This is a genomic window from Caballeronia sp. LjRoot34, from assembly GCF_964253815.1.
In the GTDB taxonomy this organism is placed as follows: domain Bacteria; phylum Pseudomonadota; class Gammaproteobacteria; order Burkholderiales; family Burkholderiaceae; genus Caballeronia.
The window spans coordinates 1175338-1196856 of sequence record NZ_CAXUSB020000001.1; the positions used below are offsets into that span (position 1 = coordinate 1175338).

At 62.1% G+C, this 21519-nt stretch carries 17 protein-coding genes; 10 read left to right on the plus strand and 7 right to left on the minus strand.

The window, feature by feature from the left end:
* Window positions 1–44 precede the first annotated feature (44 nt).
* Window positions 45–938, minus strand: coding sequence for a tRNA glutamyl-Q(34) synthetase GluQRS (gene gluQRS / locus ACSQ36_RS05215; RefSeq protein ID WP_436181129.1), 894 nt, complete (start codon window positions 936–938; stop codon window positions 45–47).
* A gap of 47 nt (window positions 939–985) precedes the next feature.
* Window positions 986–1930, minus strand: coding sequence for a sulfurtransferase (locus tag ACSQ36_RS05220; protein WP_436181130.1), 945 nt, complete (start codon window positions 1928–1930; stop codon window positions 986–988).
* Here ACSQ36_RS05220 and ACSQ36_RS05225 point away from each other — a divergent pair.
* From ACSQ36_RS05225 to ACSQ36_RS05235, 3 genes are all read left to right on the plus strand, one after another.
* Window positions 1923–2105 carry a hypothetical protein gene (locus tag ACSQ36_RS05225; RefSeq protein ID WP_436181131.1) on the plus strand — a complete coding sequence of 61 codons (183 nt, stop codon included), beginning with the start codon at window positions 1923–1925 and terminating at the stop codon, window positions 2103–2105. The genes ACSQ36_RS05220 and ACSQ36_RS05225 overlap by 8 nt on opposite strands.
* 63 nt (window positions 2106–2168) lie before the next feature.
* Complete coding sequence (gene dnaE, locus ACSQ36_RS05230) at window positions 2169–5735, plus strand: DNA polymerase III subunit alpha (RefSeq protein ID WP_436183095.1); 3567 nt, start codon at window positions 2169–2171, stop codon at window positions 5733–5735.
* A gap of 11 nt (window positions 5736–5746) precedes the next feature.
* Window positions 5747–6844 carry a glycosyltransferase family 4 protein gene (locus ACSQ36_RS05235; protein ID WP_436181132.1) on the plus strand — a complete coding sequence of 366 codons (1098 nt, stop codon included), beginning with the start codon at window positions 5747–5749 and terminating at the stop codon, window positions 6842–6844.
* On the opposite strand, the gene ACSQ36_RS05240 is transcribed toward ACSQ36_RS05235, so the two are convergent.
* Window positions 6813–7580 carry a glycosyltransferase family 2 protein gene (locus ACSQ36_RS05240; protein ID WP_436181133.1) on the minus strand — a complete coding sequence of 256 codons (768 nt, stop codon included), beginning with the start codon at window positions 7578–7580 and terminating at the stop codon, window positions 6813–6815. The genes ACSQ36_RS05235 and ACSQ36_RS05240 overlap by 32 nt on opposite strands.
* Window positions 7581–8024: 444 nt before the next feature.
* Between ACSQ36_RS05240 and ACSQ36_RS05245 the strand changes: the two genes are divergently transcribed.
* The 7 genes from ACSQ36_RS05245 to msbA all read left to right on the plus strand — a co-directional run bounded on the left by ACSQ36_RS05245 (window position 8025) and on the right by msbA (window position 15841).
* The gene (locus tag ACSQ36_RS05245) at window positions 8025–8372 is read left to right on the plus strand and encodes a glycosyltransferase (protein ID WP_436181134.1); all 348 of its coding nucleotides are present in this window, start codon (window positions 8025–8027) and stop codon (window positions 8370–8372) included.
* Between the two features lie 2 nt (window positions 8373–8374).
* Window positions 8375–9145 carry a glycosyltransferase family 4 protein gene (locus tag ACSQ36_RS05250; RefSeq protein ID WP_436181135.1) on the plus strand — a complete coding sequence of 257 codons (771 nt, stop codon included), beginning with the start codon at window positions 8375–8377 and terminating at the stop codon, window positions 9143–9145.
* Window positions 9142–9975 carry a polysaccharide deacetylase family protein gene (locus tag ACSQ36_RS05255; RefSeq protein WP_436181136.1) on the plus strand — a complete coding sequence of 278 codons (834 nt, stop codon included), beginning with the start codon at window positions 9142–9144 and terminating at the stop codon, window positions 9973–9975. Before ACSQ36_RS05250 ends, ACSQ36_RS05255 begins: the two co-directional genes overlap by 4 nt.
* Before the next feature lie 90 nt (window positions 9976–10065).
* A complete protein-coding gene (locus ACSQ36_RS05260; RefSeq protein WP_436181137.1) occupies window positions 10066–11346 on the plus strand; it encodes a nucleotide sugar dehydrogenase in 1281 nt (426 codons plus the stop codon).
* 60 nt (window positions 11347–11406) lie between these two features.
* Entirely contained in the window at window positions 11407–12543 is a 1137-nt protein-coding gene (locus tag ACSQ36_RS05265) for a glycosyltransferase family 9 protein (protein WP_436181138.1), read from the plus strand.
* Window positions 12540–13829 (plus strand): O-antigen ligase family protein, encoded by a 1290-nt coding sequence (locus ACSQ36_RS05270; RefSeq protein ID WP_213763460.1) that lies wholly within the window; start codon window positions 12540–12542, stop codon window positions 13827–13829. The genes ACSQ36_RS05265 and ACSQ36_RS05270 overlap by 4 nt, the downstream gene beginning before the upstream one ends.
* Before the next feature lie 293 nt (window positions 13830–14122).
* Complete coding sequence (gene msbA / locus ACSQ36_RS05275; RefSeq protein ID WP_436183096.1) at window positions 14123–15841, plus strand: lipid A export permease/ATP-binding protein MsbA; 1719 nt, start codon at window positions 14123–14125, stop codon at window positions 15839–15841.
* 291 nt (window positions 15842–16132) lie between these two features.
* Here msbA and ACSQ36_RS05280 read toward each other — a convergent pair whose 3' ends face one another.
* From ACSQ36_RS05280 to ACSQ36_RS05295, 4 genes are all read right to left on the minus strand, one after another.
* Complete coding sequence (locus ACSQ36_RS05280; RefSeq protein WP_213763459.1) at window positions 16133–16771, minus strand: VC0807 family protein; 639 nt, start codon at window positions 16769–16771, stop codon at window positions 16133–16135.
* 73 nt (window positions 16772–16844) lie between these two features.
* Window positions 16845–17147, minus strand: coding sequence for a hypothetical protein (locus ACSQ36_RS05285; RefSeq protein WP_436181139.1), 303 nt, complete (start codon window positions 17145–17147; stop codon window positions 16845–16847).
* A gap of 249 nt (window positions 17148–17396) precedes the next feature.
* Complete coding sequence (locus ACSQ36_RS05290) at window positions 17397–20615, minus strand: multidrug efflux RND transporter permease subunit (RefSeq protein ID WP_436181140.1); 3219 nt, start codon at window positions 20613–20615, stop codon at window positions 17397–17399.
* A gap of 519 nt (window positions 20616–21134) precedes the next feature.
* Complete coding sequence (locus ACSQ36_RS05295) at window positions 21135–21356, minus strand: hypothetical protein (protein WP_436181141.1); 222 nt, start codon at window positions 21354–21356, stop codon at window positions 21135–21137.
* Window positions 21357–21519: the final 163 nt, after the last annotated feature.

Consider the following 21519-nt stretch of genomic DNA (forward strand, 5'->3'; position numbering starts at 1 on the left):
TTTGTTTTTCAACGCTCTATTTTCAACGTCCTGCAATAACGATCCTAAATCGCGAACCGCTTCGCCCATTGCGCCGTTACATCGGAGAAAAATGCTTCGAGCGAACCGGCCGGGGAGGGATACAGACCGAGATGCTTCGCCGCTTGCGTCAACTCAATCAGCGGGGCTCTGGTATCAAGCGCCGTTGCACCCGTTTGCTTGCTGAGTTTCTCACCTTGTTCGTTCACTATGACCGGCACGTGCAGATAAGCGGGCGTTGAAACGCCCAGGCAGCGTTGCAAATAAATCTGGCGCGCGGTCGAGTCCAGCAGATCGGCGCCGCGCACGATATGCGTAATGCCAGCCGCCGCGTCGTCCACGACTACCGCCAGTTGATAGGCCCACTCTCCATCCGCACGCTTGAGCACGAAATCACCGACCTCTGTTGCCAAGTCCTGCGCTTGCATTCCCTGCCAGCGATCCTTGAAGCTCAGAACGGCGGCGTCGCCATCTGGAACGCGCATTCGCCACGCACGCGGTGGTTTTCCATGCAGCCCGTTGCGACATGTACCCGGATAAGCCAGCGTGGCGTGTCGAGCGTGGCGGGTATGGCTGTGTGCGAGGGAATCGGCTATTTCGCGACGCGTGCAAGCACACGGAAACACGAAGCCGGCGGCCAGTAATTGCTCGAAGGCCTGCTGGTATGCAACTTCACGCTGACTTTGCCAGACCGGTTGTTCGGCGGAAACCATGCCGAACCTGCCCAACGTGTCCAGGATTTCCTCGGCCGCGCCCGGCACGGTGCGCGGTCCGTCGACGTCTTCGATCCTGACCAGCCACGTTCCTCGATGAGCCCGGGCATCGAGAAAACTCGCCAACGCGCTCACCAGCGAGCCGAAATGCAGCGGACCGGTGGGGGAGGGTGCAAAGCGGCCGCGATAGCCCGGTTCAGCGTTCATCTCGCCCGCCGACCTGTGAGTTTGGGATGCACAACGCGGCCATCAGATCAGCGCGGGGCGCGCGACGAAAGGTCGTGCGCCGCTGGCGTGCCGGAAGCCTCTGCGTGCGATTCGTGCGGGCCGTGGTTCGGGCTAGGGAACGACGCCTGGCCGTCTGCTGTTATCGCGGCGTGTGCCTCGTCGGTATCGGTGGCGTCGTCTTCCGTGGTTGCCGTGGCCCCCACACCTTGGGCTTCACCGTTCTGCGTAATCGCCGCCGGTTCGAGCGCGGCATTCAGCGCCGTCCGGTGATCGAATACAAAACACTCACCGTGGTAATGTGCGCCGCCCACTTCCTCGAAGTATTTAAGAATGCCGCCCTCGAGTTGATAGACGTGGTCAATGCCCACTTCCTTCATGTGGATGGCCGCTTTCTCACAGCGAATCCCGCCCGTACAGAACGACACCACTGTCTTGCCATCGAGATCCGCGCGATGCTCCTCGATTACACCCGGAAATTCACTGAATTTCGCGATGCGGTAATCGAGCGCCTGATCGAAGGTGCCGACGTCGACTTCGAACGCGTTGCGCGTGTCGAGCATGACGACGGGACGGCCCTCGTCGTCATGTCCCCGATCCAGCCACGATTTCAGCGTGGCTGCGCCGACGGACGGCGCCCGGCCCAGTTCGGGCCGGATTGCCGGCTTTTTCATGGTGATGATTTCGCGCTTCAGCTTGACGAGCATCTTGCCGAAAGGCTGCGTGGCCGACACGCTTTCCTTGAACTCGATATCGGCGAATTTCCCCTCGAAGAGCGAGTCAGTACGCAGGTAGTCCATGAACGTGCCAATTTGCTCCGGCTCGCCCGCGACAAACAGGTTGATGCCCTCCGGCGCGAGCAGGATCGTGCCGCGCAGGCCGAGTGCGGTGCACCGGTCAACAATCTGCGGACGCCAGTCGGCGCCGTTCTCGATGGTCACGAACTTATAGGAGGAAAGGTTGACGATGCTCATGACGCAAATGCTCTTAAAGTGCTGGAAAACGGGCGTTGCCGGAGGAAAAAGCGGTTTCGACGAGCGCCAGGGGCGTTCACCGAATCCGTATTATCCCGCAAACGGCGCGCGCTTCGGACTCGACCGATCGGCCGATGAGCCCACGCCGATGCGGCACTTTTTTCATCCGGCTTGATTAGCCCTGGCCGAACGGCTAACGCAGCCGTCGGGGCGAATTTCGCGAATAGGCGCATGTACAATATCGTTCATGTCAGATCCCCGCTTTGTCCATCTTCGTGTTCACTCCGAATTCTCGATTGCCGACGGCATCGTGCGCCTTGACGACGTCGTTAAAGCCGCTGCCAAGGACGGTCAGGGCGCGCTCGCGCTGACCGACCTCGGCAACGCTTTCGGCCTCGTCCGTTTCTATAAGGAAGCGCGCGGCAAGGGTGTCAAACCCATTGCCGGCTGCGACGTCTGGATCACCAATCCCGCAGATCGCGACAAGCCCTCGCGTTTGCTGTTACTGGTGAAGAACCAGCGCGGTTATCTCAACCTGTGCGAACTGCTGTCGAAAGCCTGGTTGACGAATCAATATCGCGGCCGCGCTGAGGTCGAATACGAGTGGCTGGAAAGCGGATTGTCGGAAGGCTTGCTGGCGCTGTCGGGCGCGCAGTATGGCGATATTGGCATGGCATTCGCCGCCGGTAACGATCAAGCCGCGGAACGTCACGCGGAGCGCTGGGCCAAGCTTTTTACGGGGGCGTTTTACATCGAGTTGCAGCGCGCGGCGCTGCCGGGCGGCGAGACGTACATCCAGCAGGCCGTCGCGCTGGCCGCGAAGCTCAAGCTGCCGGTAGTCGCTACACACCCGATGCAGTTCATGACCCCGGACGACTTCACGGCGCACGAAGCGCGCGTGTGTATTTCCGAAGGCGATATGCTCGCGAATCCGCGTCGGCAAAAGCGCTTCACGACTGAGCAATATTTCCGTACGCAAGAGGAAATGTGCGCAATGTTTGCGGACATTCCGTCGGCGCTCGCGAACACGGTCGAAATTGCGAAGCGCTGCAATCTGACGCTCGAACTTGGCAAGCCGAAACTGCCGCTGTTCCCGACACCCGATGGCATGTCGCTCGACGACTACCTCGTGCATTTGTCGAAGGAAGGTCTCGAGAAACGGCTGATCCAGCTTTATCCCGATGAAGCCGCGCGCGAAGCGCAGCGCGAGACGTATTACGCGCGCCTGGAATTCGAGTGCAAGACCATCATTGGCATGGGCTTTCCGGGCTACTTCCTGATCGTCGCCGATTTCATCATGTGGGCGAAGAACAATGGCGTGCCGGTCGGTCCGGGCCGTGGCTCGGGCGCGGGTTCGCTGGTCGCGTACGCGCTGTTCATCACCGATCTCGACCCGCTCAAATACAACCTGCTGTTCGAACGTTTCCTGAACCCGGACCGCGTGTCCATGCCTGACTTCGACATCGACTTCTGTCAGGAAGGGCGGGATCGCGTCATCCAGTACGTGAAGCAGAAGTACGGCGCGGACGCCGTGTCACAGATCGCGACCTTCGGCACGATGGCGGCGAAGGCTGCCGTGCGCGATATCGGCCGGGTGCTCGACCTGGGTTACATGTTCACCGATGGCATCGCCAAGCTGATCCCGTTCAAGCCGGGCAAGCATGTGACCATCGCGGACGCGCTGAAGGAAGAGCCCACGCTGCAGGAACGCTTCGACAACGAAGACGAAGTGCATCAGCTGATCGAACTTGCGCAGCGCGTGGAAGGGCTGACGCGTAACGTCGGCATGCACGCGGGCGGCGTGCTGATCGCGCCGGGCAAGCTCACGGACTTCTGCCCGCTTTATACGCAGGGTGAAGACGGCGGTGTCGTCAGCCAATACGACAAGGACGACGTGGAAGCGGTCGGGCTGGTGAAGTTCGACTTCTTGGGTTTGACTACGCTTACGATCTTGGACTGGGCGGAGCGGTATATCCGCCGTCTGGATCCGTCGAAGGAAAACTGGAATCTGTCACAGGTTCCGCTTGACGATCCCGCTTCGTTCCAGATCCTCAAGAAAGCCAATACGGTGGCTGTGTTCCAGCTGGAAAGCCGCGGCATGCAGGGCATGCTGAAGGATGCACAGCCTGACCGCTTCGAAGACATCATCGCGCTCGTGGCGTTATACCGCCCAGGTCCAATGGACCTGATCCCGAGCTTCTGCGCACGTAAGCACGGCCGCGAGATCGTGGAGTATCCGGACCCGCGTGTTGAATCCGTCCTGAAAGAGACCTACGGCATCATGGTCTATCAGGAGCAGGTGATGCAGATGGCGCAGATCATCGGCGGATATTCGCTCGGTGGCGCCGACTTGCTGCGTCGCGCGATGGGTAAGAAGAAGGCCGAGGAAATGGCCGAGCATCGCGAACTGTTCCGGCAGGGCGCGGCGAAGAATGGACTGACGGCGGTAAAAGCCGACGAAATCTTCGACTTGATGGAGAAGTTCGCTGGCTACGGTTTCAACAAGTCGCACGCGGCCGCTTATGCGTTGCTCGCGTATTTCACGGCGTGGCTCAAGGCACATCATCCGGCCGAATTCATGGCGGCGAATATGTCGCTCGCCATGGACGACACCGACAAGGTCAAGATCCTGTTCGAGGATTGCCTGGTCAACAAGATGGCCGTTTTGCCGCCGGACATCAACCAGTCGGCGTACCGCTTCGAACCGGTGGCCGAAGCTGACGGTACGCGTTCGAAGACCATTCGATACGGCCTCGGCGCGGTGAAGGGCAGCGGGCAGAGTGCTATCGAAGAAATCTTGCGCGCGCGGGAAGAAGCGCCGTTCACCGATCTCTTCGATTTCTGCATGCGGGTGGATCGGCGCATGGTGAACCGGCGCACGGTGGAAGCGCTGATCCGTGCCGGCGCATTCGATTCGCTGCATGACAACCGGGCGCAATTGATCGCATCGGTATCTCTTGCAATGGAAGCGGCCGATCAAGCCGCGGCCAACGCCATGCAGTCCGGTCTCTTCGACATGGGCGACGAACCCCAGCAAGGCCACGAACTTCTCGACGAACCCATGTGGTCGGACAAGAAGCGTTTGCAGGAGGAGAAGAGCGCGCTGGGTTTCTACCTGTCGGGTCATCTCTTCGACGCCTACAAGACCGAAGTGCGGCGTTTCGTGCGCCAGAAGATCGGCGAATTGAAGGAAGGGCGCGACAAGCTTGTCGCGGGCGTGATCACGACCATGCGCACGCAGATGACCCAGCGCGGCAAGATGCTGATCGTGAATCTGGACGACGGCACCGGCCAGTGTGAAGTGACCGTGTACAACGAGCAGTTCGAAGCGAACAAGGCGCTCTACAAGGAAGACGAGTTGCTGGTCGTGCAGGGTCAGGCGCGTAATGACGCGTTCACTGGCGGCATTCGCTTCACGGTGGATGCGGCAATGGATCTCGAACGCTCACGCAGCCGCTATGCGCAGGCGGTGAAGGTGGAAATGAACGGCAACGCCGACGCGCTGCGTCTTAAGAAGGTGCTGGAAGCGCATAGCGCGCCGCCTGAACAGGCCGCTGCGCCGGTATCGGCAGCAGTGCAGGCACCGTCGCGCGGAGGTTCGCGAGGCGGTGATCGCGACGGCGGCCGTGGCCAGCGGCAGCCGGTGCATATCCCGAATGGCCTGAACGTGAGTATCGTGTATCGCAGCGAGCATGCGGAGGGTGAAGTACGGCTAGGCGACGCGTGGCGCGTAAAACCGACCGACGATCTCATTACGGCATTGCGCGGCGAATTCGCGGGAAGCTCGATCGAAATCGTGTATTGATGCGCGCCGGGATGAAAGTCGCCATCTCCGCCAACGCGCTGAAACTCAGCGGTGGACTTGAACGTTACGCGCTGGACCTGATTCGAGGGCTCAACGCGGCCGGCTTCACCGGCGAGCGCAAGCCGGTGTTTTTCGCGCGCAAGATCGATGCGTCGCAGCCGGAAAGCCAGATGGTCGATGCGCGCCGGATCAACGTGTCGTTCCTGCCTTCCAGGTTGCGCGACACGTATTACAACTGGGCGCTCAAACGAGCGCGCAAGAAAGCGCGGGTGGATCTGCTGATTGGCTGCAATCGTGTGGAGTCCTCCGAGATAGCGATTTGCGGCGGTACGCATATCGGCTTTCTCGCCGCGACCGGCCGGCGGGAGCGCCGTTCGGACAGCCGCCAGATAACGCTGGAGCGTTTGCAATATCAGCAAGCCAGCGTGATCGTCGCGCACTCGGAAATGATGCGCGACGAATTGCGCTCACTCTACGGTGTGGCCGACTCAAAGATCCGCGTGTTGTATCCGCCGGTGGACGGCACACGGTTTTCCCCTGTGCCGGACGAGAAGCGCAGCGAACTGCGCAAGCAGTTTGGTTTCACCGATCACGAAATCGTGCTGCTGTTTCCATCGAGCAGCCATGAGCGCAAGGGGTTGCCGCTGATCGAGACGGCGCTGCGTGACAGCGGTCTGCCGGTGGTTGTCGCGGTCGCCGGGCGGCCGCCCGCGCAGACCTCGGCGCAAGTGCGCTATATCGGTTACGCGAGGAATATCGAAGACGCTTATCGGGCTGCGGATTTCACCGTGCTTGCCTCGAAGTACGAGCCGTTCGGGCTGGTCGGTATCGAATCCGTCATGTGCGGGACGCCGGTGATTTTCCCAACCAGCGTAGGCTGTTGCAGCGCGATTGCGGACGACGCGAAATTTACCTTCCAGCCGGGCGATGCAGATGGCCTGCGGCACGCCGTCCGGCGCGCACTGGATGCAAAAAATACCAACGTGACGGCGGCATCCATTCTCTACGACACCAGCATTGCCGCGCACATCAAGTTGTTGCTGACGCTTGCCGAGGGCGTCGCTGCCAACATGCCGGTCAGCGCATCCGGTTCAGTTCAGCGAGCTTGAGAAACCGGTAATACACGGTCTGCGCATTGAACACGGCAATCATGAAACCCGCGCGGCCGTCGAGAAAACCGCGTCGCAGAAAGTAGGTACGAACAAAGGCCCATGCCCCGCGCAGCACCGCAGTGCCCAAACTGCCGCGTTTGCCCGCCGCATGGCGTTGACGCGCGCCGGCCGTGGAGTAGTTATCCAGTTTGCGCAGGACGGTCTCGAAGTCCTCGTAGGAATAGTGCATCAGCTTGCCCTGCAGACGCGCGACCTTCGTTGCATCCGGGTTCGTCAGCACTAGCCGCTCGTGCACGAGGTCATCGGAGAAACGAGCCGTGCCTCGTTTGAACAAACGCGGAATCCAGTCCGGATACCAGCCGCTGTGCCGCACCCATTGCCCGCAAAAATTCGACAGCCGGTCGATCGCGTAGACCTCGGCTTGCGGCTTCGAGAGCGCCGCACGGATCGCGGCGCCCAATTCCGCCGATACCACTTCGTCTGCGTCGATGGACAACACCCAGTCGGTCGTAAGCGCATCGAGCGCGCGATTTTTCTGCGGTCCGAACCCCGGCCAGTTGGGCGCCTCAATCACGCGCGCGCGATGCGCCTCCGCTATGCCGACTGTTGCGTCGGTACTGCCGCCGTCGATCACGACGATTTCATCGGCGAAGGAAACCGCCTCGAGACACTGCGCGAGGCGTGCGGCTGCATTGAAGGTAATGAGGGCAATACCGAGCGTTGGACGAGTCATGGGGCTTAAGCGTGGGGTATGCGAATTGCTATAATTTGATGCAAAAAGTTTCAGCGGTGAATGCTGCGTTTATAGTCGCTGTCTCGATGCGTTGTCTCGTCCCTAACCGGGCGCGCGAGGGCGTGCGGCGCTTGGCAAGGCTGGGTGAATTCACGCCATACGCGTTGCGCATCGATCTTGGCCGCCCGGCCACCGTTATACCAGACCAGTAGGCGCATGCTCCGGTCGGACGGGCCACGGGCCTGAAAAGCCGCGGCCCGGCGTGAGCCCGAATGCGCTGAAAAGACGCCAACGCGCGCGGCGCCGGCGCACGAGATTCAGCGCACTGACACAGCGCCAGAAACGCCAGAAACACACGAAACGCAGGGTCTTAACCCGGCGCCCAGCGCTCGTCGCCGTTCACCTTTTGAAACCATCAAGATTCACCCGGAGTTCGCCATAGCAATGAAACCGCTGAGAATTCTGCACAGCGAATCGTCCAACGGATGGGGCGGTCAGGAACATCGGACGTTCAAGGAAATGCTCGCGCTGCGCGAACGCGGTCATGTGCTCGAACTCGTGTGCGTGCCGGGCGCGCGGCTCGGCGAGCGTCTTCGTGCGGAAGGTTTTGCGGTCCACACCACGACCATGCGTTCAGGCGCCGACGTCAGCGCGGTTGCGCACATGCGGCATATTCTCAAGCAAGGCCGCTTCGATGTGCTAAATACCCACAGCGGTCGCGACAGCCTGCTCGGCGGCGCCGCCGCGCGGCTCTCGGGCACGCCGCCGCGCGGCTCTCGGGCACGCCGCTGATCGTGCGGACGCGGCATCTGGCGCTCGCCATCACGTCGCGGGCGACCTACACGTGGCTGCCGCACAAGGTGGTAGCGGTGAGCCAGTCGGTGATGCGTTACCTGGTGTCCGCGGGCGTGCCGCAGAAGGATATCGTCACGATCTATACGGGCATCGTCAAATCGCAGCCGGTGAGCCGCGTGAGCTCCACGTTGCGCGCGGAACTGGGTCTTCGCGAGGACGCGGTGATCGCGGGCACGGTTGCCATCATGCGCGACAAGAAGGGGCATCCCGACCTGATCCGTGTCGCGAAACCGTTGATCGAGCAGCGGCCGAACCTGCATTTTGTCTTCGCCGGCGACGGTCCTCTCTTTGACGAAATCAGCGCGAACGTGCAGGCGCAGGGTCTTGGCCGTCACATCCATTTACTCGGCCTGCGCCGCGATATCCCGAACGTATTGGCGGGCTTCGACCTGTTCGTGCTGCCGACTCATCAGGAGGCGCTGGGCACGTCGTTCATCGAGGCAATGGCAGCAGGCCTTCCGGTGATCGGGACGGCGGTGGACGGCGTGCCGGAAGTGATCGACGACGGTGTCAACGGCCTGCTCGTGCCCGCGCACGACGACCGCGCGCTGGCCGCCGCGCTGCTCCGTCTGGTCGATGCTCCCGACGAACGCCGCCGCATGGGCGCGGCCGGTTTGCGGACCACGCAGACGCGCTTTTCCGTCGATACCATGGCCAGCGAGACGGCCGCGTTTTACCGAAGCAGCCTGAGCGAGCGGGGCGCTGCATGAACACGGCGCTGAATACGGCGCGTGCAGTGCCCGTGCTGATGTATCACCACGTGAGTCCGGCGGCCGGCGCGGTGACGGTGTCGCCCGTGCATTTCGCGGATCAAATGGCCATGCTCGCGCGCGAGGGTTACACCACGCTCGGCGCGCGGGCGTTCAGCGAATTTCTGGCGGGCAAGCCGGTGCCGGCGAAGTCGGTCGTGCTCACCTTCGACGACGGTTATCTCGACAACTGGGTTCACGCGCATCCGGTGCTTGCAGAACACGGTTTTACCGCGCTCGGATTCCTTGTGTCTGGCTGGGTGAACAGTGGTCCTGTGCGCCCGAACGCGGTGGACCCGGCGTCCCACCTGAACTTGAACTTGCTGGGCCACTCGGCAGCGAAGGCGGCGATCGAGGCCGGTGAGACCGACCGGGCCATCATGCGCTGGTCAGAAATCGACGCAATGCGTCAAGCCGGGACCTTCGAGTTTCACAGCCACACGCACACGCATACGCGCTGGGACCGCGTGAGCGCCAATCCAGCTAGCAAACGCGCGAGCCTGCGCGATGACCTGCTGCAAGCACGGGCGACGCTCGCGCATCACCTTGGAGAGGTATCGGATCATCTCTGCTGGCCGCAAGGCTATTTCGATACCGACTATGTGGAAGAAGCGCACGCGGTGGGTTTCCGTCATCTATACACCGTTGAACCCGGTACCAACCAGCATCACGGCAATCCGGGGCGCATCTTGCGGCTGGACGTGCGCGACAAGCCGGCCACGTGGCTGAAAAGCCGTCTGTGGGTGCATAGCCGGCCGCTTCTCAGCGGTCTTTACCTGAAAATCAAATGACGGTTTGCCGGCGGTTTTCCCGTCCCTTGCTGACCCGCCGGGAGCTGCCTTCGGGCTTGCCCGTTTCGATCATTCCGAGCACTTATTACGATGCATGATCGCCACGTTTCCGTCATTGGCCTGGGCTATGTGGGTTTGCCCGTCGCCATTGCATTCGGCTTGCAACGCCGCACGATCGGTTTCGATACGAGCCCGGCGCGGCTAGCCGATCTGCGCGCGGGCCTCGATCGCAATGGCGAAACCAGCCGCGAGGAACTGGCCGCTACTCTTCTGGAACTGACCGATAGCATCGAGGTGCTCCGGCAAGCCAATTTTCATATTGTCGCGGTACCCACGCCGATCAGCGCGGGCGCGCAGCCAGATCTGATGCCGGTGAAACAGGCGTCCGAGACGGTGGGTCGCGCGCTTAAACGCGGCGACGTGGTGGTGTACGAATCGACGGTCTATCCCGGCGTCACGGAGGAAATCTGCATCCCGATCCTCGAACGTGAATCAGGCCTCAAGCTGGGAGTGGACTTCACGGTTGGCTACAGTCCGGAGCGCATTAATCCCGGCGACAAGCAGCACACGTTTTGCAATATCGTGAAGATCGTGTCCGGGTCGGACGCCGCAACGCTTGACCTCGTGGCGCGGGTCTATGGCTCGGTGGTGACGGCCGGTGTGTACCGTGCCGGTTCGATCAAGGTGGCCGAGGCCGCGAAGGTTATCGAGAATACGCAGCGCGACCTGAATATTGCGCTGATGAACGAGGCGGCCATCATCTTCGATTACCTCGATATCGACACGCGCGAAGTCCTGGACGCCGCCGGCACCAAGTGGAACTTCCTGGATTTCACGCCGGGACTGGTGGGCGGACATTGCATCGGCGTGGACCCGTATTACCTGACGCACAGGGCGCAGGTTTCCGGTTATACGCCTCAGGTGATCCTCGCCGGGCGGCGCGTGAATGACGGCATGGGCCGTTTCGTGGCCGATCGCGCAGTGAAGACGCTGATCCGGACCGGCCGCGCACCGCTGCATGCAAAGGCGACGGTGCTCGGGCTGACGTTCAAGGAGAATTGTCCGGATCTGCGCAATTCGAAAGTGATCGATATCGTGCATCACCTGCAAGACTACGGACTCGAGGTTCAGCTTCACGATCCGCTCGCGGATACGGTAGAAGCCTTCGATGAATACGGCGTGACGCTGACCAGTTTCGACGCGCTGGAACCGGCCGATCTGATCGTTCTGGCGGTTCCGCATCGTGATTTCCTGGCGAAGACGGACGCGTTGCTGGCGCTGGCGAAACCGGGCGCCGTGTTCGCCGACGTAAAGTCCAGCCTGCCGCTTGACGTCATCAGCGCGGCCGGTCTTGTAGTATGGCGGTTATGAAAACCCGGGCTCACCACGGCCAACCGGCATAATCTCGATTTCACGTAGGAACGCCACCCGATGAGCCGACTTTCCGGACGCGTGCGCATTTTCGCCCGCGCGTTGCCCCGGCTGGCGTTGAAGCCATTGCGCCACAAGCCTCGAGTCTTGAAGCGCATCCTGATCGCGCATCATTTGCTGCTCGGCGACACGCTTTTGCTCACGCCGCTCGTCGCGAAACTTCGCGCACAAAATCCTGACGCGCAGATCGTGCTGACCTGTCCCAAGCCGATCGTGCCGCTTTATGCGGGCAGGCCGTTTGGCATCGACGTCATTCCCTTCGACCCGCGCGATTTCCGCTCGGTCAATGCGGTGCTGCGTTCGGGACCGTACGATCTTGGCATCGTGGCCGGGGATAATCGACACGCATGGCTTGCGTTGGCGGCGGGGTGCCGCTGGATCGTCGGACATGCTGCGGACACACCGGCCTGGAAAAACGCGCCGCTCGACGAAGCCGTGCCGTATCCCGACGCGCCCGCGGCATGGGCGGATCTCGCGGCCGAACTGGTGGCCGGGCCGCCGCCGCGGCCGTATCGGCTGAGCGACTGGCCGGCGCCCGCGCCCGCCGCGTTCCCGGAGCCTGACGCGCTCGTGTTGCGACGTCCTTACGTGGTGTTACATCCGGGTGCGAGCACGGCGGTCAAACGCTGGCCCGATGAACGCTGGAAAGCACTGGCGGCGTTTGTCGAAGCGCGGGGTTTCACGCCTGTGTGGAGCGGCGGACCGAGCGAGACGGCGCTGATCGAGGTTATCGATCCCGATGCCCGCTATCCGAATTTCGCGGGCCGGATCGATCTGGGACAGGTATGGCACCTGTTCTCCGGCGCGCGGGCGATCGTCTGTCCGGACACAGGCGTGGCACACCTCGGGCGTCTGACCGGCGTGCCGACGGTTACCTTGTTCGGCCCCGGTAACGCGGTGATACATGGCGCGGGAAACTACTGGCGCGATGCGCCGTTCATGCCGGTTACTATCGCGGACATGCCGTGCCGCGATGAACCGGTTATTTTCAGACGGCACGTGGCCTGGGCTCGCCGTTGTGACCGCAATACGACGACTTGCGTCGCATGGCGCGGTGACCATGCGGACTGCATGGGATTTATTTCGCTTGAGGTCGTCTGCAACTGCTTGCAGGCGGTCCTTCCGGGAGTGCAATGACGAAGACGTGCAAGCAGGTGGAACGCGTGCTGTGGGTGGCGTGTCCAGTGATTATGTTTGTCGCGATGTTCGCCCACATGACTGCGTTCGAGAACATGGCGCTGGGGCTGGTGGGTATCGGCACGATCGCCGCGGCTTGTTCTTCGGAGCGGCCGTCGCCGCTGCACTGGCCGCTGCTGTGGCCTATCGTTGTCTGGAGTGCGTGGGCGCTGGCGTCGATCGCGTGGTCGCCGTATCCGCGCGACAGCATGCACGCGTGGCTCGACGAAGTGTTGTATCCGCTGGTGTCGTTCTTCGCGTTCTGGCTGATCGGCACGCGCACGGCCAGACCTGAGCGGATGGTGTTGATCAACTGGGTGGCCTGCGTGCTGCTGGCCGCCGGCAGCCTGTATTACTGGGGCCGTTTGCAGCCGCCCACGAATCCCTCCGACATCCTTCTCCACTATTACAACCGCGTCGGCCACACAAGCACACTCGCCATCTTTTCGATGACGCTCTTCACCGGCCTGATGCTGAACCGCCGCTGGTGGCCGATCGGCCTGAGCGGGCTGGTGCTTGCTTTTGTCATCGGGCTGGCGACGCTCAACCGTTTCTTTTGGCCGGCCGCAGCCGTGACGCTCGTGATTGCGTGTTACCCGTTGTACCGGAAACACTTGCTGGTCGCGGGCGTGTGCATTGCGGTGATCTGCGTGGCGGCGGTCGGCACGCTCGAATTGAGCGCACGGCTTCGTTACGGCCATGCCATGCCGACACCCGCTGCGCGGGAGTTGAAGATGGGTGGGGACCAGGTGTACGTACCCAAGGCGCTGGCGGGCATTGGCGACGTCATGTCTTCCGATACCCGTCCCAAACTGTGGGCATTCTACGGTCGTGAAGGCGAGTCGCATACGTGGACGGGCGTTGGTTTCGGCAAGCCGTTGCCGGGGCGGGTATTTCAAAGCGAAATACCCCCCGCGTTGCTGGAGACGGAACCGCAGGCGCTGACGCATGCGCACAATCTGTTTTTGAATACATGGCTGGAGACGGGGATAGTGGGCGTGGTGCTGGAGGCTGCGCTGCTGATTGCGTTGATCCGGCGCTTCTGGCGGTTGCGGCATGTGGTGCCGTGGCTGAGCGCGGCGGGCATGGCGCTGGTTATCGGGATGATTGCAAAGAATTTCACCGACGACTTCATGTGGCAGACCACCGCGCTTGCCTTTTGGTGTTTTTCGGGGCTCCTGCTCGGTCGCGGCGAGCGCCTGGCGGGGAGGGTTGCGCCGGCGCGACGGGCTTTATCGCAGCAGTAGCGGCGGAAATTCAACTTGGCCGTGGCTCTCGCCCGGACGAGCCTCTGGGTGAGTCTCCTGGCGAGCCTCTTAATGAGACAAGAGGGTCCGGCGCATTACAATAGCGGTTTGCCGCATCGGCGGGATTCAGCGCGCTCAGCGCCGCCCGGGCGCAGGTTCAGTCCTGCTCCGCCCGCCGTCCGCCGTGCGATCCACGGATCCACGGGATCCACGACTAAGGACACCTTTTGAGTCAGAAGCCAACCTTGAGCAAGACGATCGGCAGCGGGCAGACCACGTCGCCGGCCGCCGTGATGAGCCGGCTCTGGCCGTACATCCGCCCCCTGATCTGGATTGTCGCGCTCGGCCTGATCGCCATGGGTTTCGTCGCCGCGAGCGAGGCAGGCATTCCCATGCTGCTCAAGCCGCTGCTGGATCACGGCTTTGGCGCGAAAGGCAGCGCCAGCGCCAAGTGGATCGTGCCGGCCGCCGTGGTCGGCCTCGCGGTCGTGCGGGGCGGCGCGCAATACGCGTCGGGCTACTTGCTCGCTTATGTCACCAACAAGATCCTGCTCGAACTGCGTCTCAAGATGTTCGACCGGATGATCCACACCAGCGCCGGTTTCTTCCAGCGGGAAACGGCCAGCACGATCATCAACGCCATCGTGTTCGAGGTGAACCAGATCCTCAACGTGCTCCAGAGCGTGGTCGTTACGCTCGTGCGCGACTCGCTGACTGTCGTGTTCCTGCTGGGTTACCTGTTCATCCTCAACTGGCGGCTGACGCTGGTGATCGCGGTGATCCTGCCGGCTATCGGCTGGCTGGTGAGCAAGATCAATCGCCGGTTGCGGCGGCTCAATCGCGAGTCGCAGTTGCTGACGAACGAACTGTCGTACATCGTGGAAGAGACCGTTGGCGGTTATAAGGTCGTCAAGGTGCATAACGGCCAGCGCTACGAAAACGACCGTTTCACCGAGATGAGTAACCGCCTGCGCGGTTATTCCATGCGCATGACGGTGTCCGGCGGCCTCGCGCAGCCGCTTACGCAGTTTTTGGCATCGATTGCGCTGGCGATCGTGATCACCATTGCCGTGGTGCAGTCGGCGAATGACCAGACGACCGTCGGCGGTTTCGTGGCGTTCGTCACCTCCATGCTGCTGGTGATCTCGCCGCTCAAGCATTTGATCGATATCAACCAGCCGCTGCAACGCGGCATGACGGCGGCGGAACTGATCTTCGGTCTTATCGATGAACCTGTCGAGCCCGAAGGCGGCGGCCGGCCGCTCGTGCGCGCCAGCGGCGAGGTGGAGTTCCGCGAGGTGTCGTTCAGTTACGGATCGACCGGGACGCCAACGCTCGACGCCATCTCGTTCAAGATCGCGCCCGGCGAAATGGTGGCGCTGGCCGGTGCGTCGGGAAGCGGCAAGACTACGCTGGTCAACCTGTTGCCGCGTTTCTTCGATCCCGCCAGCGGTGCGGTGCTGGTCGATGGCGTGCCGCTGCCCGAGTACAGCCTGCACGATCTGCGCGGACAAATGGCGATGGTGAGCCAGGACGTGGTGCTCTTCAACGACACGATCGCCGCCAACGTCGCGTACGGCCAGACGCCGGATCGCGAGCGGGTGATGGCGGCGCTTGCCGCCGCGAATCTCGCCGATGTCGTCGCGGCGATGCCCGACGGCGTGGACACGCGCGTGGGTGGCAACGGCATGCGCCTGTCGGGCGGCCAGCGGCAGCGGCTGGCTATTGCGCGGGCGATCTACAAGGACGCGCCTATTCTTATCCTCGACGAAGCCACGTCCGCGCTCGATTCCGAGTCCGAACGGCACGTGCAGGAAGCCTTGGAAACGCTCATGAAGGGGCGCACGACGCTGGTGATTGCGCACCGCCTTTCGACTATTGAACGTGCCGACCGGATTCTGGTGATGGACGCCGGGAAAATCGCGGAGCAAGGCAGCCACGCCGAGTTGCTGCGCCACAACGGGCTGTACGCGAATCTTCACCGGATTCAGTATCAGCAGCAGGCAGCCTGAAGCTTTTTCGTTTTTAATCGATGCGCGCCCCTGGTCTGAACGGCTAAGGGCGCGTTTTTGTTTGGGGAGCGTGTGGAGTGGCCGGTTGAGTCCTGTGCAGCGGATGGCGTTTCAGCGGAGCCCGGGGTGGACGGCTGTGCCTGACGAAGCGCTGAAACCTGAGGTGCTTGCGAATTAACCGCCGCATTTGTACGGCCCTGCGGGTCGAGGCGCCCGCTCCGTTATGGACGAACGTACTCGCGGATCAAGCGCCGCGTTTATCCAGCCCTGCAGGCCGAGGCCCCCATTGCACTATGACCGAACAGCCACGGTGGGCGCGGCCGTAGCGCGCCGCTGCAGTTTCTTGCGATACATCAACGTCCACACCGTGAGCGCGCCATAGATGGCGTAACCGATGAACGGCGAAACGACCAGGAAACGCTCGATCGGCCAGTGCCACGCCAGCCAGCTTCGAAGCGCGTTCTCGCCCGTCAGGCCGAGACCCCACACGGCCGTCATCAGACGAACCGATCGACGCAGCGCAGGCCGTTCGTTCCAGAGCGCTTCGAAGCGCGCCGCGCCGCCTTCGCCTTCACGCGCGACGGTTGCCCGAGCGAGGTAAAAGGTGAGCGGACGCCGCATCGCAAGCGACAGCAGGAACACGATGCCGATAGCACCGGAGGCCATCGATTCACGCATCAGCAGCAGACGCGGACTGCCGCCGAGCGCCATCAGCACAATGGATAGCACGATGCCGAGCAGGACCAGGATGCTGAGGGCATCGACGCGGCGGGTTCTCGCGAACTCCACGAGACTCCAGACGACAGGCGGCACCGCCGATGCGTACAGCGCGCCGAGTTCGCCCCAATGCGGCAACGCGAGCCGATACGCAACCCACGGCAGGACGAGATTGACTCCGAGTTCAACGACAAGACCTGCGCGTATCTTCATGACGAAATGGTGCCGGGGAAGAGAAGTGGAAGCGTTAAGGGAAGCAATGAGGCAAGCACGGCGCGAGCGATCCTCATTGCGTGAACACGGACACGATGATCGCTATCCACAGCGCACCTACGCCGCCCAAAAACGCGTGCCGTGCGAGACGCAGGCGGGATTCATCGTCGGGGTGCTTCGTGGGTGATGTGGCGAGCCAGGGCACGGAACCCAGGCACGCGAAACCGACGAGCGCCAGCAGGGCGACACAGACATCGCCCGCGCGCCAATGCGAGCCCTCGTGAATACCCCAGTAACCGAGGAACACGATACCAATGGAAAACACCGTTGATGCGGCCGAACTGAGTGCCTGGACCGATCCCGCTGGAAATTGCATGACCTGTCTCCCGACACGCGTGAAAGCACGCGAGATGTCGCCATCATAGGTGAAACAGGCCGGGGGAAAGGAGATGCTGCAAGGATGAGCGCGAGCGCAGGCGCCTGGAAGCGGCGCTTTGGGTCAGGCTCAGCCATCGTCTCTGCTTGGCGCGCTTTCTCTCACGATTTCGCTCGTGATTTTCGCTCGTGCCGCCACCGGCAGAATCCACCCCTGACGCGCGCCGAACCTATCCGCTAGTCCCTGACGTTACCCCTCTTGCGAGCCTTGAACGTCGCCATGCGGCGCCTCGGACTCGACGTTTGCCGTGACCTTTTCCCGTGTCATCGACTTCACCCGGTCTTGAATAAACCGCTGCCCCGACACGACGATATAAAACGCCAGCGGCGTGAACACCAGCCCCAGCACGGTCGCCGTAATTGCGCCGCCGAATACGCCGGTCCCGATCGATCGCCGGCTTTCCGCCCCGGCACCGCTGGACACGAGCAAAGGCACGACGCCCAGCAAAAACGCCGCCGATGTCATCACGATCGGCCGGAAGCGCGCGCTCGCCGCCGCGATAATTGCCTCCGCCAGCGGCGTGCCATCGGCGTACAAGGCGCGTGCGAACTGCACGATCAGGATCGCGTTTTTCGCCGATAACCCAATCACGGTGATCATCCCGACCTTGAAGTAGACGTCGTTCGGCATGCCGCGCACGAGCATCGCGATTACTGCGCCAATCACGCCCAGCGGCACGATCGTCAGCACCGCGAGCGGAATGGTCCAGCTCTCGTAAAGCGCCGCGAGCGCCATGAACACGGCCAGTAGCGACAAGCCGATCAGTATCGGCGTCAGGCGGGCGGCACGCGTTTCTTCAAGCGCCGTGTCGGTCCAGTCGAAACCCACGCCCACCGGCAATGCTTGCGCAAGCCGCTCCATTTCGGCCATCGCTGCGCCGGAACTTGTGCCGTTGGCGGGACGGCCGCTGACATCGAGCGAAGGCGAACCGTTGTAGCGCGTCAGGACCGACGGCCCGGTCGTCCAGTGCAGCGACGCCACGGACGACAACGGCACCATCTGCCCCGCGGCGTTACGCACCGAGAGGCTCATGAGACTGTTTTCGGTCATGCGCGACGGCGCGTCGGCAGCGACCATCACGCGGCGCATGCGGCCGCCCGAAGGGAAGTCGTCGATATACGACGAGCCAAAGGTGTTCCCCAGCGCGTCGCCGATCTTGTCGAACGAAACGCCCAACGCATAAGCCTTCGCGCGGTCCACGTCCAGCTCGATGCGCGGCGCGTCCGGCAACGTTTCCGAATGCACATCGGCGAAAGCGGGATTGTTGCGAGCCTGCTCGAAGAGTTGTTCGCGCGCGGCGTTCAACGCTGCAACGCCAATGCCGCCGCGATCTTCCAGCCGCATCACAAACCCTTCCGAATGGCCGATGCCGGGCACCGACGGCGGCATCTGGGCAGCCACGTCGCCGTCCATGATCTTGGAGAACGAGCGGTTCAGCGTATCGCGCAGGGTGGCCGCGTCGGTGTCCCGCGCCGACCAGTCCTTCAAATCGACAAAACACATGGCCACGTTCTGGCCGCTGCCCTGGAAACTCCAGCCGACCACACTCGTCACATTCGCCACCGCTGGCTCGCGCTTCAGGATCGCTTCCGCCTGCTCGACGACGGCGAGCGTGCGCGCCTGCGTGGCGCCCGCCGGTAACTGCACCGTCACCTGAAGCTGCGCCTGGTCTTCCTGGGGCAGGAAGCCGCCCGGCATATGCAGATAAAGCACCGCGCACGCGCCGGCCAACACGAGATACACCGCGAGCATGGGACCTGCGCGGCGCAGCACGCGCGCAACGAGCCCGCGATATCCCCGCGAGGTCCAGTCGAATGCCGCCGTGAAGCCGAACGAACGGCCAGCGGCCGTATGCGAGTCGCCTGATCCATGCGAGCCGTGCGCACCATGCCGCAACGCGCTTCGCGGCGGCGCTTTTAGCAGGCTCGCGCACAGGGCCGGCGTCAGCGAAAGGGCCGTGAACGCAGACACGAGAATGGACGCGATCATCGCGACTGTGAACTGCCGGTAAATCCCACCGACACTGCCGGGGAAAAACGCCATCGGCACGAACACGGCGGTCAGCACGGCCGTAATGCCGATGATCGCGCTGCCCATCTGCTGCATCGCCCGGCGCGTGGCCGCGCGTGGCGCGAGACCCTCTTCGCGCATTACGCGATCGACGTTCTCGACCACGACGATGGCATCGTCGACCAGGATCCCGATCGCCAGCACCATCGCGAATAGGGTGAACACATTGATCGACATGCCGAGCACGTAAAGCGCAAGCAGCGAGCCGGTCAACGCAACCGGAATGACCACGGTGGGGATCAGCGCATAACGCAGGTCGCGCAGGAACAGCCACATGACGAGGAACACCAGCAGCACCGCTTCGACCAGCGTCAGCGCCACTTCGTGCAACGCGACGTGGACGAACCTGGAGCTGTCGAACGGGATTTCGACTGCCGTGCCCGGCGGCAGGCTGCGCGACAGGTCGGCAAGCTTCGCGCGGATCGCGGCGGACGTTTCCATCGCGTTGCCCTGCGGCGAGAGCCGGATGCCGACCGTTGCCGCCGGCTTGCCGTTCAGCCGCGAAAACGACGCGTAGCTGTCGCGGCCCAGTTCGACCCGCGCGACATCCTTCAGCCGAACGGCCGATCCATCCGCGCGTGCTTTCAGCACGATCTCGCCGAATTCGGCCGGCGAGATCAATTGTCCCCTGACCGTGACCGACGCCGTCAATTGCTGACCGGTGACAAAAGGCACGTCGCCGAGCGTGCCGGCCGTGACCGTCGCGTTTTGCGCCGCGATGGCCTGCGTGACATCGGCGGCGGCCAGGTTGAATTCGCGCAGTTTCATCGGGTCGATCCAGACCCGCAACGCCTCTCCGGCATCCCACAATTCGGCTGAGCCAACGCCCGGCGCGCGCTTCAGATCGCGCAGCATGGTGCGGTTGACGTAGTCGCTCAGTGCCACGGAATCGCGCTGACCGTCAGTGGACGTGAGCGCGACGAGCATCAGGAACGTGCCGGTCGACTTGAAGACGCTGATGCCTTGCTGCACGACTTGCTGCGGCAGACGCGACTCGATCTGCTTCATCCGGTTCTGGACATCGACCATCGCGATGTCCGGGTTGGTACCCGCCGAAAACGTGGCCCCGATCTCAAGTTCGCCGAGGCTGTCGCTGGTGGTTTCGTAGTATTGCAAGCCTTCGGCGCCGTCCAGGCTTTCTTCGATCACGCTCGCGACGGTGTTGTCCACGCTTTCCGGCGACGCGCCCGGATACATCGCGTCAATGACGATGCGCGGCGGTGTCAGCCGTGGATATTGCGCGACAGGCAGAAAGGGCGTGACCAGTGCACCCGCCACAAAAATGGCCAGGGCAACAATCCACGCAAAAACCGGACGATCGATGAAAAAAGACGGCACGCGGGTCCTGACGATTCAATGAGGTTTATTGAAGGCTACCGGGATTTGCCGATCTTCATCGGGAATGGTCGCGGCCGGGATGCCGCGCCATTCCCGCGGCGACCGCCAGTGACGACTTATCCGGGATTACGCCAATCTTGCGTGGCGAAACGTTGTGTCGAGACGGTTGTGCCGGATAAGCGAGCTTCGAAACCTGGCGACGATGGGATTTCGTCCAGACGTTCATCCAAGCGTCAGCGGAGTGATCTTAAAAACATAAAATAATCGTGTCCAGCATTATTAGAAAGAAGCTCTTTTAGCTCACGTTTTCAGCGTGAATTTCGCCGATCGCGGTAATTTTCATCATTATTTTATATTGAAAGACAATAAGACTATGCATTTAAAGCATGAGCTATTATTAGATGTGATATTTGATGGCGGTTGTTATGGCACGATCAGGTTCAAGATGAGTCGATCTGGATAACTCATTGTCGACAGGCCATTGGGGCGGCCCGTCGAACCTTGCTCAGCCATCAATCATCAACCAAACTGGGAGGTCTTGTCCGAGGCCGTTTTCTCCAGCATCGAGATGACGGCTTCTATATGGCCTATGCGCTTGCGTTGCGTCGGCATGAGGCTCATTGATAATACCGAATCAACACGGGTTCGCCAATATGATAAAGACAACCCGTGACGTGATGCAATCCGGTTGATTATCTGTTCCAGATGCGCAAGATCGGTTTCTATGAGTAGATGATTCATTATGTTCCCCGGTAGCGCCGTCATTTTTGCGGTCGCTGGTTATTGCCATCCGGTTCGACGCTTTTATATGCGTTGTAACAGGCGGCAAGACATGGTGCTTGATTAAAATCAGGCCCTGACAAATTGAATAAGAGCCGCTGCGCCCGTGCACTGGTCAATGCCC